This window comes from Actinomadura sp. B10D3, assembly GCF_039871695.1.
Lineage (GTDB): Bacteria > Actinomycetota > Actinomycetes > Streptosporangiales > Streptosporangiaceae > Spirillospora > Spirillospora madurae.
Genome location: NZ_JBDPLY010000028.1, coordinates 64,490 through 79,259, shown reverse-complemented (window position 1 = coordinate 79,259; position 14,770 = coordinate 64,490). Strand labels below are relative to the sequence as shown.

General features: G+C 73.0%; 13 protein-coding genes. 8 read left to right on the top strand and 5 right to left on the bottom strand.

Going from position 1 to position 14,770, the window contains the following annotated elements; all coding sequences use genetic code 11:
• Window positions 1–319: 319 nt before the first annotated feature.
• Together ABGB11_RS32535 and ABGB11_RS32530 are read left to right on the top strand one after the other, a co-directional pair.
• Window positions 320–2,083, top strand: coding sequence for a biotin carboxylase N-terminal domain-containing protein (locus ABGB11_RS32535; protein WP_347639183.1), 1,764 nt, complete (start codon window positions 320–322; stop codon window positions 2,081–2,083).
• A 101-nt stretch (window positions 2,084–2,184) separates the two neighbouring features.
• The gene (locus ABGB11_RS32530) at window positions 2,185–3,558 is read left to right on the top strand and encodes a hypothetical protein (RefSeq protein ID WP_347639181.1); all 1,374 of its coding nucleotides are present in this window, start codon (window positions 2,185–2,187) and stop codon (window positions 3,556–3,558) included.
• 262 nt (window positions 3,559–3,820) lie between these two features.
• On the opposite strand, the gene ABGB11_RS32525 is transcribed toward ABGB11_RS32530, so the two are convergent.
• On the bottom strand, window positions 3,821–4,480 hold the full coding sequence (locus tag ABGB11_RS32525; protein WP_347639179.1) for an SPFH domain-containing protein: 660 nt from the start codon (window positions 4,478–4,480) through the stop codon (window positions 3,821–3,823).
• 158 nt (window positions 4,481–4,638) lie between these two features.
• On the opposite strand from ABGB11_RS32525, the gene ABGB11_RS32520 reads away from it, so the two are divergent.
• Entirely contained in the window at window positions 4,639–5,613 is a 975-nt protein-coding gene (locus ABGB11_RS32520) for a histidine kinase (protein ID WP_347639177.1), read from the top strand.
• Between the two features lie 3 nt (window positions 5,614–5,616).
• Here ABGB11_RS32520 and ABGB11_RS32515 read toward each other — a convergent pair whose 3' ends face one another.
• Window positions 5,617–6,276 carry a response regulator transcription factor gene (locus ABGB11_RS32515; protein ID WP_347639175.1) on the bottom strand — a complete coding sequence of 220 codons (660 nt, stop codon included), beginning with the start codon at window positions 6,274–6,276 and terminating at the stop codon, window positions 5,617–5,619.
• A 304-nt stretch (window positions 6,277–6,580) separates the two neighbouring features.
• On the opposite strand from ABGB11_RS32515, the gene ABGB11_RS32510 reads away from it, so the two are divergent.
• Window positions 6,581–7,039, top strand: coding sequence for a CBS domain-containing protein (locus tag ABGB11_RS32510; RefSeq protein WP_347639173.1), 459 nt, complete (start codon window positions 6,581–6,583; stop codon window positions 7,037–7,039).
• A gap of 160 nt (window positions 7,040–7,199) precedes the next feature.
• Window positions 7,200–8,483 (top strand): ArsB/NhaD family transporter, encoded by a 1,284-nt coding sequence (locus ABGB11_RS32505; RefSeq protein WP_347639171.1) that lies wholly within the window; start codon window positions 7,200–7,202, stop codon window positions 8,481–8,483.
• A 34-nt stretch (window positions 8,484–8,517) separates the two neighbouring features.
• Here the strand turns inward: ABGB11_RS32505 and ABGB11_RS32500 are convergent, their stop codons facing one another.
• A complete protein-coding gene (locus tag ABGB11_RS32500) occupies window positions 8,518–9,903 on the bottom strand; it encodes an NAD(P)H-quinone dehydrogenase (RefSeq protein ID WP_347639169.1) in 1,386 nt (461 codons plus the stop codon).
• A gap of 125 nt (window positions 9,904–10,028) precedes the next feature.
• On the opposite strand from ABGB11_RS32500, the gene ABGB11_RS32495 reads away from it, so the two are divergent.
• From ABGB11_RS32495 to ABGB11_RS32485, 3 genes are read left to right on the top strand one after another with little or no spacing between them, the layout of a single operon-like run.
• A complete protein-coding gene (locus tag ABGB11_RS32495) occupies window positions 10,029–10,481 on the top strand; it encodes a gamma-glutamylcyclotransferase (protein ID WP_347639167.1) in 453 nt (150 codons plus the stop codon).
• Window positions 10,482–10,523: 42 nt separating this feature from the next.
• The gene (locus tag ABGB11_RS32490; protein WP_347639165.1) at window positions 10,524–11,324 is read left to right on the top strand and encodes a purine-nucleoside phosphorylase; all 801 of its coding nucleotides are present in this window, start codon (window positions 10,524–10,526) and stop codon (window positions 11,322–11,324) included.
• On the top strand, window positions 11,321–12,994 hold the full coding sequence (locus ABGB11_RS32485) for a phospho-sugar mutase (RefSeq protein WP_347639163.1): 1,674 nt from the start codon (window positions 11,321–11,323) through the stop codon (window positions 12,992–12,994). Before ABGB11_RS32490 ends, ABGB11_RS32485 begins: the two co-directional genes overlap by 4 nt.
• Here the strand turns inward: ABGB11_RS32485 and ABGB11_RS32480 are convergent.
• Together ABGB11_RS32480 and ABGB11_RS32475 are read right to left on the bottom strand one after the other, a co-directional pair.
• Window positions 12,987–13,643 (bottom strand): PH domain-containing protein, encoded by a 657-nt coding sequence (locus tag ABGB11_RS32480; protein ID WP_347639162.1) that lies wholly within the window; start codon window positions 13,641–13,643, stop codon window positions 12,987–12,989. The genes ABGB11_RS32485 and ABGB11_RS32480 overlap by 8 nt on opposite strands.
• 7 nt (window positions 13,644–13,650) lie before the next feature.
• On the bottom strand, window positions 13,651–14,742 hold the full coding sequence (locus ABGB11_RS32475) for an adenosine deaminase (protein WP_347639160.1): 1,092 nt from the start codon (window positions 14,740–14,742) through the stop codon (window positions 13,651–13,653).
• Window positions 14,743–14,770: the final 28 nt, after the last annotated feature.

The window sequence follows — 14,770 nt, the reverse complement described above, 5'->3', positions numbered from 1 at the left end:
CACGACCGCCTCCCCGTCACCTGCCCCGCAGGAGCGAGCCGTTCGGGTTGCCGGGCGCGTAGATCATCGGCCGGACGATCTGGTCGAGGAACGCCGACCAGCCCTCGTCGCCGTCGTAGACGTTCTTTCACACCCGCACCACTCGGCTTACGGGTTCCTGGATGAGACGGAGCAGAGTCTGGCCGGGATCTTGGCCGAGCGGGGCGCTTTGCCGGTCACCTCCCGGTATGTGGGACGAGGAGCCCGATAAGGAGGGGCTTACGAAACCCTGGAACGGCCGTTATCTAGACTGCCTGCGAGGTTGAAGGAGGAGACCCACGTGCGCAAAGTCCTGATCGCCAACCGCGGTGAGATCGCGGTCCGTATCGCCCGTGCCTGCCGCGACGCGGGGCTGGCCAGCGTGGCGGTGTACGCCGAGCCCGATCTGGAGGCGCTGCACGTTCGGGTCGCCGACGAGGCGTTCGCCCTCGGCGGGCGGACGGCGGCCGAGAGCTACCTGGACATCGGGAAGCTGCTGAAGGTCGCCGCCGAGTCCGGCGCGGACGCCGTCCACCCCGGCTACGGGTTCCTGGCCGAGAACGCCGACTTCGCCACCGCGGTGGAGAACGCCGGCCTGACCTGGATCGGCCCGCCGCCCGCGGCGATCACCGCGCTCGGCGACAAGGTCCAGGCCCGGCACATCGCGCAGAAGGTCGGCGCGCCGCTGGTCGCCGGCACCAAGGACCCGGTGTCCGGCGCGGACGAGGTGGTCGCGTTCGCCGAGGAGCACGGCCTGCCCATCGCGATCAAGGCGGCGTTCGGCGGCGGCGGGCGCGGCCTGAAGGTCGCCCGCACGCTGGACGAGGTCGCCGAGCTGTACGAGTCGGCCGTCCGGGAGGCCGTGGGCGCGTTCGGGCGCGGCGAGTGCTTCGTCGAGCGATACCTCGACAAGCCCCGGCACGTCGAGACCCAGTGCCTCGCCGACAAGCACGGCAACGTGGTCGTCGTCTCCACCCGCGACTGCTCGCTCCAGCGGCGGCACCAGAAGCTCGTCGAGGAGGCCCCGGCGCCCTTCCTGTCGGACGAGCAGGTCGACCTGCTGTACAGCTCGTCCAAGGCCATCCTGAAGGAGGCCGGCTACGTCGGCGCCGGGACGTGCGAGTTCCTCGTCGGGCAGGACGGCACGATCTCCTTCCTGGAGGTCAACACCCGCCTCCAGGTCGAGCACCCGGTCACCGAGGAGGTCGCCGGGGTGGACCTCGTCCGCGAGATGTTCCGCATCGCCGACGGCGAGGAACTCGGCTACGGCGACCCGGAGCTGCGCGGCCACTCGATCGAGTTCCGGCTGAACGCCGAGGACGCCGGGCGCGGCTTCCTGCCCGCCGTCGGCACCCTGACCGGGTGGCGGCCCCCGACCGGGCCCGGGGTCCGGCTGGACGCCGGCTACGAGGCCGGGCAGACCGTCCCGCAGGAGTTCGACTCGCTGGTCGCCAAGCTGATCGTGACGGGCGCGACGCGCCGGCAGGCGGTCGAGCGGTCCCGCCGGGCGCTCGCCGAGTTCGTCATCGAGGGGATGCCGACCGTCCTGCCGTTCCACCGGGCGGTGCTGGACGACCCGGCGTTCGTCCCGGCCGACGACGCGGCGCCGTTCGCCGTCCACACCCGGTGGATCGAGACGGAGTTCGAGAACACGATCCCGCCGCACGAGGCGCCCGTGCCGGGCGAGGAGGAGCCGGGCGAGCGGGAGCGTGTCACCGTCGAGGTGGGCGGCCGGCGCATCGAGGTCGTCCTGCCCGCCGGACTCGGCGCGTCCGCGGCGCCCGCCGGCCGGGACCGGCCCGCCCGGCGGCGCGGCGGGCGCAAGGGCGGCGGCGCGCAGGCGTCCGGCGACTCCCTGGTCAGCCCGATGCAGGGCACCATCGTCAAGATCGTCGTCGAGGACGGCGCGACCGTGGAGGCCGGCGACACCATCGTCGTGCTGGAGGCCATGAAGATGGAGCAGCCGCTCACCGCCCACAAGGCGGGGACGCTCACCGGGCTGTCCGCCGAGGTCGGCCAGACCGTCTCCGCCGGCGCCGTGATCTGCGACATCAAGGACTCCTGACCGGCCCGGCCCGGTCTCTGGGGGGCGGCACCCACGCACCGCGTGAGCAAATCCCTCCCGCGGACGACGCATCGGTGGCTCCACGTGGGCAGACTGGAGACATGAACACCGAGAACCGGGCCATCCGGGCGGCTCGCCGGGGCGCCGTCTCGGCGATCATCGCCGCCGTCGCCGCGCCGGCGTTCGTCCTTGCCGCCCCGGCGCAGGCCGCCCCAGCAGAGAGCACGCAGGCCGCGCGGACCGTCGCGGCCCAGGCCGCCGCGCCCCGCGCCGCCGCCGACGACACGGTCGGGCAGATCGCGAAGGGCCTCATGGACTCGCGGCTGTACGTGACCAGCGGCGCCGGGACCGTCCTGTCCCCGGCCGACCAGAACGAGATCAAGACGACCCTCGGCGGCGACAGCGACGCAGACATCCGGGCGGTCGTGGTGCGCAACGGCATCACCGGCGAGCAGGCCGGGCGGATGCTGAGGGCGGTCGCCGACCGCGTCGGCGAGGGCCAGACCTACGTCGCGGTCACCGCCGACGGCAGCCGCATGGCCGCGATCTCCAAGAAGCTCGACAGCCGGGAGATCAACCAGATCGTCACCCGGACCAACGGCGTGCCGCTCAAGCAGCGGCTGATCGACTTCTCGAACCTCACCGAGAAGAAGGTCGACGAGCAGGCCCGGTCCAGCACCATCGGCATGTACGCGACGCTCGGCGTGCTCATCGTGCTGGCCGCGGTCGCCACCGGCGGCTTCCTCGTCGTCCGCAAGCGGCGGCAGGAGCGGGATGCGCGGCGCATGGAGGACCTCAAGGCGGGGGTGGAGGAGGACGTCACCCTCCTCGGCGAGGACATCGCCGGCCTCGACCTGAACGTCATGGACAAGGACCTCGACCCCGACACCCGCGCCGACTACGAGCGCGCGATGGACGCCTACGACCGGGCAAAGTCGTCCACCGAGCGCGCGGCCAGGCCCGAGGACATGCAGGACGTCACGACCGCGCTGGAAGAGGGCCGCTACTACATGACGGCGACCCGTGCCCGGCTGGCGGGCGAACCCGTCCCCGAGCGGCGCGCGCCCTGCTTCTTCAACCCGCAGCACGGCCCGTCCGTCAAGGACGTCACGTGGGCGCCGCCCGGCGGCGTGGCCCGGTCCGTCCCGGCGTGCGCGGCGGACGCGGAGGCCGTCCTGCACGGCCGCGACCCGGACGTCCGGATGGTCCCCTACGACGGCGACCGGCGGCCGTACTGGAACGCCGGGCCCGCCTACGCGCCCTACGCCGGCGGCTACTACTACGGCTACGGCGGGCTCGACCTGCTCAGCGGCATGATGATCGGCACCATGCTCGGCTCGGCGATGGGCGGCGGCTGGGGCGGCGGCTACGGCGACCCGTCCGGCGGCTTCGGCGGGGACGGCGGCGACATCGGCGGCGGCTGGGACTTCGGCGGGGGCGACTTCGGCGGCGGCGGAGACTTCGGCGGCTTCTGAGGGATCGGCGTGGCCCGGCTTCCAGGCGATCCGGGCCCGCTCCGGCGGGTCCGGTACGCGCTGGGGTTCCGGCTCCCGCCCGGCAACCTCGACTGGGTCCGGCACGACCTGACCGACGCCGGGTGGCGGGGGCGGCTCCTGCTGCGCCACATCTGCGTGATGGTGCCCGTCTGCCTGCTGCTGGCCCTCCTGCCCGGCCCGGTCTGGATGCGCGCGGCGGTCCCCCTGCTCGCGTTCGCCGCCAGCACGCTCACCGTCGCGATCAGCTCGGACGACCTGCGCCGGTCCCGCCTGCGCCGCCACGGCCTGCCGCCGCCCGGCCGGCCGGGCCCGGGGACCGCCGCGGGGCGGGAGCGGCCCTCGGCGGGCCGGCGCGGACCGGGACCGTCGCGTCGGTGACGGAGACGAGCGTCGCGGCCACTCCCCAGGGCCGGACCGCCTCGCCGACGCGCCGGACCGGCTCCGGGTCGTCCCCGTCCGCCAGCAGGGACGGCAGGTCCGCCAGGTCCCGGTCCGCGATCATCCCGCGCAGCGCCGCCTCGGCGGCGGCCTGCACGGCGAAGGACGGCAGGGTGGACGGCGTCTCGGCGGACGCGGCGTAGGCCGCCGGGTCGTCGACCCGCAACTCGGCCCGCGCCTTGACCAGCACCGGAACGCCGTCCCTGGTCATCGCCCTGACCCAGAGGCCGTACGAGCGGGCCCCGGCGGGGACGCGCACGCCGGAGTCGGCGAGCGGCACCAGGTACCGCAGCCCGGGTCCGCGGACGCCGCGCGTCCGCCCGGATCGCCGTACGACCAGCCGCTCGTCCGGCTCGACCCGCCGCAGCCCGGAGGCCGCGGCCGTGGCCGCCAGCAGTCCGAGGACGATGAAGAAGGCGGCGGGGAAGGCCAGCGGGCTCGCCTCCGCGGCGAGTGCGCCCATGGTCCCCACCTCCTCCCTGTGCTCGTCTTCCACCATCGGCGAAGGAACGCGGCGGCGCCATCGGGCCCACCCCCCATAACGGCGGACGGCCGCCATGCAGGCGCCCCGCCGGGCGCCACGCATGGACAACACCGCCCCCGATGCGGTGACGTGGTCTTATGAGCAGGACACCCGCGTCAGCCCTGTACTGGCGCATCCTCGGCATCAACGGCCTGATCTTCGCGGTCGGCACCGCCGCGCTCGCCGTCGGGCCGGTGACCGTGTCGTCGCCGATCCTGCTGCGCGAGCTGCCCGTCCTCGCGATCGGGCTGGCGGTGATGATGGCGGCGAACGCGCTGCTGCTGCGCGCCAGCCTGGCACCCCTGGGGGCTCTCACCGCGCTGATGGCGCGGATGAGCTCGCTGCGCTCCGGCGACCGGCTCGCCAAGGGCGGCAACGGCGACCTGTTCCACCTGGTCGACCAGTTCAACGCGATGCTCGACCGGCTGGAGGCCGAGCGCAGCACCAGCACCGCCCTCGTGCTCGACGCGCAGGAGGCGGAGCGGAGCCGCATCGCCCAGGAGCTGCACGACGAGATCGGCCAGGCGCTCACGGTGGTGCTGCTGGAGCTGAAGTCGGTGGTGAACCGGGCGCCGGAGGAGGTCGCCGAGGAGCTCCGGGGCGTCCAGGAGTCCGTCCGGTCGAGCCTGGACGAGGTGCGCCGCGTGGCCCGGCGGCTGCGCCCCGGCGTTCTGGACGACCTGGGCCTGAGCAGCGCGCTCACCGCCCTCGCCGCGGAGTTCTCCGGGACGGGCGGCCCGCGGATCACCCGCCGCGTCCAGGCCGGGCTGGAGGGGCTCGGCCCGGACGCCGAGCTGGTGATCTACCGGATCGCGCAGGAGGGCCTGACGAACGTGTGGCGGCACTCGGGCGCGCGGAACGCCGAGCTGTCGCTGACCCGGGACGCGGACGGCCGCGTCGTCCTGCGGGTGGTGGACGACGGTTCCGGCCCGCCCACCGAGGTGGGGTCGGGGATCCACGGGATGCAGGAGCGCGCGATGCTCATCGGCGCGCAGCTCACGATCGGCCCGGCGGACGGCGGCGGCACCGAGGTGACGCTGGTCGTCCCGCCGCCCGGCGACCGCCGCGGCTGAGGGTCAGGGCTCGACGAGCCCGACGCGGATCGCGTACTTCGCCAGCTCCAGCCGGTCGCGCATGCCGAGCTTGCCGAGGATGTTCGCGCGGTGCCGGTCGACGGTCTTGACGCTGATCGTCAGCAGCTCGGCGATCTGCTTGGAGGAGTACCCCTCCGCGATCAGCTTGATGATCTCCTCCTCGCGGGGGGTGAGGATGCCGTCCGGGCCGTCGCCGTCCCGGTCGCGGGCGAGGAACTCGCGGATCAGCATCGTGACGGCGGCCGGGTACAGGAACGGCTCGCCGCGCATCGCGGCCCGGACGGCGTGCAGCAGGTCGCGGTCGGCGACGGACTTCAGCACGTAGCCGGACGCGCCCGCCTTCAGCGCCTCGAACAGGTACTGCTCGTTGTCGTACATCGACAGGATCAGCGTCCGGACCGTGGGGAACCGGCGGGAGATCTCCCGCGCCGCCTGCAATCCCGTCATGCGCGGCATCGCGATGTCGAGGATCGCCAGGTCGACGCCGCCCTCGCCGAGCGCGCCGATCGCCTCCGCCCCGTCGGCGGCCTCCGCGACCACGGTCAGGTCGGGCTCGGCGTCCAGGATCAGGCGCAGCCCCCGCCGCACCAGCGCGTGATCGTCGGCCAGCAGTATCCGCGTGGCCGACTCCCGAGCATGCACCCGATCACCTCCGGTCCCGCCTCCATGGTAGGCGGGCGCTCCCGGAAGGGGCCTCCGCCACCTGCGGATACATGATCCACACCGCCGATATGGGGGTCGCACCCGATATAGCCGAGCGGCCCGTCCGCAAAGACTGGACAGCGTAGGCGAAAGGGGCGGACGCATGGCACAGCGAATGAGCGGCGGGCACCGTCACCCTCCCGTGACGCCGCGGAGGCCGGCTTGCGACGGGGCCGCCCCCGGCGTTAGAAGGAGGCATCTATCAGTCACGAGAGCCAGGCTTTCCGGAAGCCGAAGGGACGACATGCAAGCGCGGGACATCGCCATACAGGTGCCGACCGTGACCCGGGACGACTCGATCGCCCACGCGATCCAGGTCATGGCGCTCGGCCGCCTGCCCGGCCTCATCGTCGTGGACGATGCGCAGCGCCCCGAGGTCGTGCTGCCCGGCACCCAGGTCATGCGGCTGGCGGTGCCGGTCGCCTACCAGGAGGATCCTGCGCTGACCCGCACCGTGGACGAAGCCCACGCGGACGTCTTCTGGCACGAGATCCGCGACAGGAGAGTGGGCGACTGCCTCGACACGCACACTCCCCGCCCCGTCATCGTCAGATCGTCCGCGACGCTGCTGGAACTCGCCACGGTGATGGCGCGGCAGCGCAGCCCGCTGGTCGCGGTGGTGGACGACGCCGGGCTCCTCACCGGCGCCGTCATCCTCGACCGGCTGCTGTCGGCACTGGCCCTGACCGGCCCCGGGGCCTGACGGCCGCGCCGCGAGGCGGCGCACGACCGGGGGACCCGCCCTACGCACAACCGGGGGACCCGCCCTACGCACAACCGGGGAACCCGCCCTACGCACAACCGGGGAACCCGCCCTACGCACAACCGGGGAACCCGCCCTTCACACAACCGGGGGACCCGCGATGACGGCGGTGGCGGCGCTCGCCATCTTCGTCGTCGCGTTCTTCTTCATCGCCACCGAGAAGGCCGACAAGGTCAAGGTCGTCCTGATCGCGGCCGGCGCGATGACGGTGCTCGGGCTCGCCCCCGGCTCCGAGGTGTTCTTCTCCGAGCACGACGGGATCGACTGGAACGTCATCTTCCTGCTGCTCGGCATGATGGTCATCGTCGGGATCATCAAGGGCACCGGGCTGTTCGACTACCTGGCGATCTGGGCGGCCAAGCGCTCGAAGGGCCGGCCGTACCGGCTGCTGGTGATGCTCATGGCCATCACCGCGGTCGCCTCCCCGTTCCTGGACAACGTCACCACGATCATGCTGGTGGCGCCGGTGACGGTGGTGGTCTGCAACCGGCTGCGCATCCCTGCCCACCCGTACCTGATCGCCGAGGTGCTGGCGTCCAACATCGGCGGCGCGTCGACGCTGATCGGCGACCCGCCGAACATCATCATCGCCAGCCGGGCGGGGCTGACGTTCAACGACTTCCTCGTCCACATGGCGCCGATCGTGGTGGCCGTCTTCATCGCCTTCGTGCTGCTGGCGCGCGTGCTGTTCCGCAAGTCGTTCACCTACGACGAACGGTACGTCGCCGAGGTGATGTCGCTGGACGAGCGCAAGGCGATCACGGACCCGGCGCTGCTCGTCCGGTGCCTGGTCGTGCTCGGCCTGGTCATCGTCGCGTTCATGCTGCACTCGGTGCTGCACCTGGAGCCGTCGATCGTGGCGCTGGTCGGCGCGGGCGTGATGCTGCTGGTGTCGCGGGTCGAGGTCGCGGACGTCCTGCATGAGGTCGAGTGGCCCGTGCTGGTGTTCTTCACGGGCCTGTTCGTGATGGTGGCGGGCCTCGGCCACACGGGCGTCATCGAGGCGATCGGCACCTGGGCGGCGGACGCGATCGGCGACAACTACTTCGTCGCCGCGACCAGCCTGCTGTTCGGCTCCGCGGTCCTCGGGGCGTTCTTCGACAACATCCCCTACGCGGCGACGATGGCGCCGATCGTGGAGGGGATGGCCGCGGGAGCACCGGACGCGCAGACCGCCGAGGCGCTGTGGTGGTCGTTCGCGCTGGGCGCCGACTTCGGCGGCAACGGGACGGCCGTCGCGGCGAGCGCCAACGTCGTCGCGATCGGCATCGCCGCGAGGACCGGCCACCCGATCAGCTTCTGGCAGTTCACCCGCTACGGGATCATCGTCACGCTGTTGAGCACGCTGATGGCGTGGGTGTACGTGGCCCTGCGCTACTTCTAGCGCGGGCCCAAGCCCGGCAGGGCCGGGCGCGCCTCTAGTAGGCGTGCTCGGCCATCAGCCGCCGCGACGCCTCGGTGATGCTGCCCGACAGCGACGGGTACACCGCGAACGTGTGCGCCAGCTGGTCGACGGTGAGGTGCTGCTGGACGGCGATCGACACGCCCAGGATCAGCTCGCTCGCCCGCGGCGCGACGATGACGCCGCCGAGGACGATCCCCGTGGACGGGCGGCAGAACAGCTTCACGAAACCGTCCTCGAAGCCCTGCATCTTGGCCCGCGCGTTGGTGAACAGCGGCAGCATGACCGTCCGGGCGTTGACGTCCCCGGAGTCGACCATGTGCTGCGTGACGCCGACCGAGGCGACCTCGGGGTCGGTGAAGATGTTGGACGCGACCCAGCCCAGCTTGAGCGGCTGGACGGCCTCGCCGAGCGCGTGCCACATCGCGATGCGCCCCTGCATGCCGGCGACCGACGCCAGCATCAGCACGCCCGTGCAGTCGCCCGAGGCGTAGATGTTCGGGACGGACGTCCGCGACACCTTGTCGACCTCGACGAAGCCGCGGGAGTCGCAGCGTACGCCGACCTCCTCCAGGCCGATCCCGCTGGTGTTCGGGACCATCCCGACGGTCATGAGGCAGTGCGTGCCCTCGACCTTCGTCCCGTCCTCCAGGGTGACGATCACGCCGTTGCCGGACCGCTCCACGCCCGCGGCCCGGGACCGCGACATGACGTTCATCCCGCGCCGCAGGAACACCTCCTGCAGGACGGCGGCGGCGTCGGCGTCCTCGGTCGGCAGGATCCGGTCGCGCGAGGACACCAGCGTGACCCGCGAGCCGAGGGACAGGTAGGCCCCGGCGAACTCGGCGCCCGTCACGCCCGAGCCGACCACGATCAGCTCCTCGGGCAGCTCCGGCAGGTCGTACAGCTGCCGCCAGTTGAGGATGCGCTCGCCGTCCGGCTCGGCGCCGGGCAGCACGCGCGGCGTCGCGCCGGTCGCGAGCAGCACGGTGTCGGCGCGCAGGCGCCGGTCGCCGACCGCGACGACGTGCGGCTCCACCAGCCGCGCCTCGCCCCGGACGATCTTGACCTCCTCGTAGGCGAGCCGTTCGGCGACGTCGAACGACTGGGCCCGCGCGAGGTCCTTCACGCGCTTGTTGACCTCGGCCATGTCGGCCTCCAGGGCGCCGACGATGCCGTCCGGGCCGCCGTTGAAGCGCAGCCCGAGCCCCGCCGACTCCGACATGACCGCCATCCGGGTCGAGGTGGCGATGAGCGTCTTGGAGGGCACGCAGTCGGTGAGCACGCAGGCGCCGCCCGGACCGTCCCGTTCCACGACGGTCACGTCGGCGCCGAGCTGTGCCGCGACGAGCGCGGCCTCGTACCCGCCCGGGCCTCCGCCAATGATCACGATTCGGGTCACATCTTCCATTCTTTCCTACTCACGGCAGTGAAAAGTCCGGTACCGGACCGGTTCGCCCGCCCGCCCTCGTCCGGGTCGGGGCAACCCCGCCCCCCGCGCACCCCGGTGGGTTAGCCTTGGCCAACGTGGCACTGTACGCGGCGTACGCCTCCAACATGGACCCCGAGCAGATGGCGAGCCGGGCTCCGCACTCCCCCATGCGCGGCACCGGCTGGCTGGCCGGCTGGCGGCTGACCTTCGGCGGCCAGGACAAGGGCTGGGACGGCGCCCTCGCGACGGTCGTCGAGGACGACTCCGAGCAGGTGTTCGTCGTCCTGTACGACGTGCCCGCCTGGGATGAGAAGGAGCTCGACGCCTGGGAGGGCGCCGCGCTCGACGTCTACCGCAAGATCCGGGTCCGGGTGCAGACGCTCGACGGCGACGTGCTGTGCTGGCTGTACGTCCTGGACGACTACGAGGGCGGGCTGCCGTCCGCGCGGTATCTCGGCATCCTCGCCGATGCCGCGGAGAAGGCCGGCGCGCCCGACGACTACGTCAAGGACCTGCGCACCCGCCCCTGCAAGTCGCTCGGCGACTGAGCGCGGCGGCCACCCGGGGGGCACGGCTGTAGTGTCGGCGATGTGAGCAACGACGCTTTTGCACTGGCGCGGGACGCGGCCGATGAGCTGCGCGCCCGCACGTCCTTCGACTCCTTCGACGTGGCCCTCGTGATGGGGTCCGGGTGGGTTCCGGCGGCCGACCGGCTGGGCGAGCCGGTCGCCGAGCTGGCCGTGACCGAGCTGCCCGGGTTCGCGCCTCCCGCCGTGGAGGGTCACGCCGGGCGGATCCGGGTCGTCGAGACCGGCGGGCGCCGCGCGCTGGTGTTCCTCGGCCGGACGCACCTGTACGAGGGCCGCGGCGTCGACGCGGTCGTGCATCCCGTCCGGACGGCGCTGGCCGCGGGCGTGACGACGATGGTGCTCACCAACGCGGCGGGCGGGCTGCGGCCCGAGCACCAGCGGGTGGGCGACCCGGTGCTGATCTCCGACCACCTGAACCTGTCCGGGGCGAACCCGCTGACCGGCCCGACGTTCCTCGACCTGACCGAGGCGTACTCCGCGCGGCTGCGCGCGCTCGCCCGGGAGGTCGACCCGACCCTGTCCGAGGGCGTGTACGCGGCGTTCCGCGGCCCGACCTACGAGACGCCCGCCGAGATCCGGATGCTGCGCACGCTGGGCGCCGACATGATCGGCATGTCGACGGTGCTGGAGACGATCGCGGCCCGGCAGGGCGGCGCCGACGTGCTCGGCGTCTCGCTGGTCACCAACATCGCGGCCGGGCTGGCAGGCGAGCCGCTCGACCACGAGGAGGTCCTCGCGGCCGGGCGCGCGTCCGCCGGCCGCATGGGCACCCTGCTCGCCACCGTCCTGGCGAAGCTGTGAGCGACCTGCGGGCGCGGGCCGAGGAGTGGCTCGCGCAGGATCCCGACCCGCAGACCCGGGCGGAGCTCCGGGCGATCCTCGACGAGGGCGACGAGCAGGCGCTCGCCGCCCGGTTCGGGACCCGGCTGGAGTTCGGGACGGCCGGCCTGCGCGGCGAGCTGGGCGCCGGGCCGAACCGGATGAACCGGGTGACGGTGATGCGCGCCGCCGCCGGGCTCGCCGCGTGCCTGCCGCCCGGCGGCCGCGTGATCATCGGATTCGACGCGCGGCACGGGTCGCGGCGGTTCGCCGACGACACGGCGGCGGTGCTCAGCGGGGCCGGGCTGCGCCCGGAGGTGTTCGCCGAACCGGTGCCGACGCCCGTCCTCGCCCACTTCACCCGGTCGTTCGACGACATCGTGGCGGGCGTGATGGTCACGGCCAGCCACAACCCGCCGCGTGACAACGGCTACAAGGTCTACTGGGCGGACGGGGCGCAGATCGTCCCGCCGGTGGACGCGGAGATCTCCGCCGCGATCGACGCGGTCGGCCGCGCGGACGAGCTGCCGCTCGGCAAGGGCTGGCCCGTCCACGAGGACACGGAGCCGTACCTGGACGCGGTGTCGTCGCTGAAGCTCGGCGGCGACCGCGGCATCTCGATCGTGTACACGCCGATGCACGGCGTCGGGCGGGACGTGCTGCTCGCGGCGTTCGAGCGGGCCGGCTTCCCCGCGCCGATCGTCGTCCCCGAGCAGGCCGACCCCGATCCCGACTTCCCGACCGTGGCGTTCCCGAACCCGGAGGAGCCGGGCGCGCTGGACCTGGCGCTGCGCCTCGCCGAGGCCCGCGGCGCCGACCTGGTGATCGCCAACGACCCGGACGCGGACCGCTGCGCGGTCGCCGTCCCCGGCCCGGACGGCTGGCGGGCGCTGACCGGTGACGAGGTCGGCGGGCTGCTGGCCGAGCACGTCCTGCGGCACACCACCGGCGGCGACCGGCTGGTCGTCACGACGATCGTGTCGTCGTCGCTGCTGCGCTCGATCGCCGCCGCTCACCGGGTGCGGTTCGCCGAGTCGCTGACCGGGTTCAAGTGGATCATGCGGGCAGGGAGCCAAGGTAGTTCCGGGGGGTGTGGGAGGTCGTCCCCCCACAGGGAACCGGACCACCGGCTGGTGTTCGGCTACGAAGAGGCGCTCGGCTACAGCGTCGGCGACGACCGGGGCGTGCTGGTCAACGACAAGGACGGCATCGGCGCGGCGCTCGCCGTCGCCGCGCTCGCCGCGGACGCCAAGCGGGACGGGCGCACGCTGCTCGACCTGCTGGACGCGCAGGCCCGCCGGTACGGGCTGCACGCGACGTCGCAGCTGTCGGTCCGGGTGGACGACCTGTCGCTGATCACGGAGGCGATGGCCCGGCTGCGCGCCGCTCCCCCGCGCGAGCTGGGCGGGCGTCCCGTCGAGTCGTTCGACGACCTCGCGAAGCCGTCGGGCGGGCTGCCGCCGACCGACGGGCTGCGGTTCCGCCTGGAGGGCGGGTCGCGGGTGGTGATCCGGCCGTCGGGGACGGAGCCGAAGCTGAAGTGCTACCTGGAGGTCGTCCTGCCCGTCGAGGAGGACGTCGCCGCGGTCCGCGCGCGCGCCGCCGCCGACCTGGACGCCCTGCGCGCGGACCTCTCCGCGATGCTCAGCTGACGACCCCCACGATCACCAGCACGATCAGCACGGCCAGCGGGACGGCCAGCGCCGCCACCGCCGGAACCGACCAGCGGACGGTCCCCCGGGCGGGCTTCTCGGCGGCCGCCTCGGCCTTCGCCTTGGCCGCCTTGTCGGGGGCGCCGGACCGGGCCTTCGGACGCCGCCGGTCCTTCAGCTCGTTCAGCTGCTGCGCCGCGTAGGTCGTCGGCGTCCGTCCTCGCAGGTCGAGGTTCTGGCCCTGGTTCTTGCGGGCCTCCTTCTCGGCCCGCGCCTCCGCCTTGGCCTGGGCGCGCGGCGACGTCTGGAGCACCCAGGCGCGCGCCTCCAGCTCCTCCCCGTCCGGGCCGGTGAACGTCACGGTCACCGCGTTGCGGCCCTCGATCCTGCGCACCGCCCCCCAGGGCGCCCGGACGTCGCGCAGCGGGTTGCGGACCGTGATCCCGTCGTCGTCGCCGGCGATCAGCGGGCGCAGCCCGACGGTGTAGGCGATGCCGCAGCCGAACAGCAGCAGGAAGGTGATCACGGCCGTCGTCAGCGAGTAGTCGGGGTCACCGGTGAAGCCGACGAAGATGTCCGCGAAGTTCAGCGCGGCGAACACGAACCACGCGTACGCGGCGACGCGTCCTCCGGTGGAGCGAATGGTCATGGCCCGATCATGCCAGGGGCCGGGCGCCGCTCCACTTGAGCTGCGCGAAACCGGGCTTGATGACCCCGTTGATCAGTTCGAGCCGTTCGTTGAACGGCGCGAACGCCGACTTCATCGCGTTCACCGTGAACCACTGCAGGTCGTCCCATCCGTAGCCGAACGCGTCGGCGAGCTTCGCGAACTCCTCCGACAGCGTCGTGCCGCTCATCAGCCGGTTGTCGGTGTTGACCGTGACGCGGAAGCTCAGCCGCCGCAGCAGCCCGATCGGGTGCTCGGCGATCGACTTCGCCGCGCCCGTCTGGATGTTGGACGTCGGGCACATCTCCAGCGGGATCCGCTTGTCGCGCACGTAGTCGGCGAGCCGGCCGAGCCGCGGCTCCTCCCCGTCCACCTCGATGTCGTCGATGATGCGGACGCCGTGCCCGAGCCGGTCGGCGCCGCACCACTGGATCGCCTGCCAGATCGACGGCAGCCCGAACCCCTCGCCCGCGTGGATGGTGAAGTGCGCGTTCTCCCGCTGCAGGTACTCGAACGCGTCCAGGTGGCGGGTGGGCGGGTACCCGGCCTCCGCGCCCGCGATGTCGAACCCGACGACGCCCGCGTCCCGGTACCGGACGGCCAGCTCCGCGATCTCCATGCTGCGCGCCTGGTGGCGCATCGCGGTGACGAGCGTCCCGACGCGGATGCCGAAGTCCCTGCGGCCCCGCGCGAACCCGTCCAGGACGGCCTCGACGACCTGCTCCAGCGACAGCCCGGCCCGCAGGTGCTGCTCGGGCGCGTACCGGACCTCCGCGTAGACGATGCCGTCCTTCGCGAGGTCCTCGGCGCACTCGTACGCCACCCGCGTGAGCGCCTCGACGGTCTGCATCACGCCGACGGTGTGGGAGAACGTCTCCAGGTACCGCTCCAGCGACCCCGAGTTGGACGCCTCCTCGAACCACGCCCGCAGCGCGCCGGCATCGGTGGTGGGCAGGTCCGCGTACCCGGACTCACGCGCCAGGTCGATGACGGTGGCGGGCCGCACCCCGCCGTCGAGGTGGTCGTGCAGCAGCACCTTCGGCGCGCGCCGGATGTCCTCAAGAGTCGGCCGACTGTTCATTGTTGAAACCTACCCGCCCGCATCCCCG

Excerpts from the sequence above, each read along its gene's own strand:
- ABGB11_RS32475 (WP_347639160.1), bottom strand. The coding sequence starts at position 14,742 with ATGAACAGTCGGCCGACTCTTGAGGACATCCGGCGCGCGCCGAAGGTG.
- ABGB11_RS32530 (WP_347639181.1), top strand. The coding sequence starts at position 2,185 with ATGAACACCGAGAACCGGGCCATCCGGGCGGCTCGCCGGGGCGCCGTC.
- ABGB11_RS32525 (WP_347639179.1), bottom strand. The coding sequence starts at position 4,480 with ATGGGCGCACTCGCCGCGGAGGCGAGCCCGCTGGCCTTCCCCGCCGCC.
- ABGB11_RS32505 (WP_347639171.1), top strand. The coding sequence starts at position 7,200 with ATGACGGCGGTGGCGGCGCTCGCCATCTTCGTCGTCGCGTTCTTCTTC.
- ABGB11_RS32510 (WP_347639173.1), top strand. The coding sequence starts at position 6,581 with ATGCAAGCGCGGGACATCGCCATACAGGTGCCGACCGTGACCCGGGAC.
- ABGB11_RS32520 (WP_347639177.1), top strand. The coding sequence starts at position 4,639 with ATGAGCAGGACACCCGCGTCAGCCCTGTACTGGCGCATCCTCGGCATC.
- ABGB11_RS32480 (WP_347639162.1), bottom strand. The coding sequence starts at position 13,643 with ATGACCATTCGCTCCACCGGAGGACGCGTCGCCGCGTACGCGTGGTTC.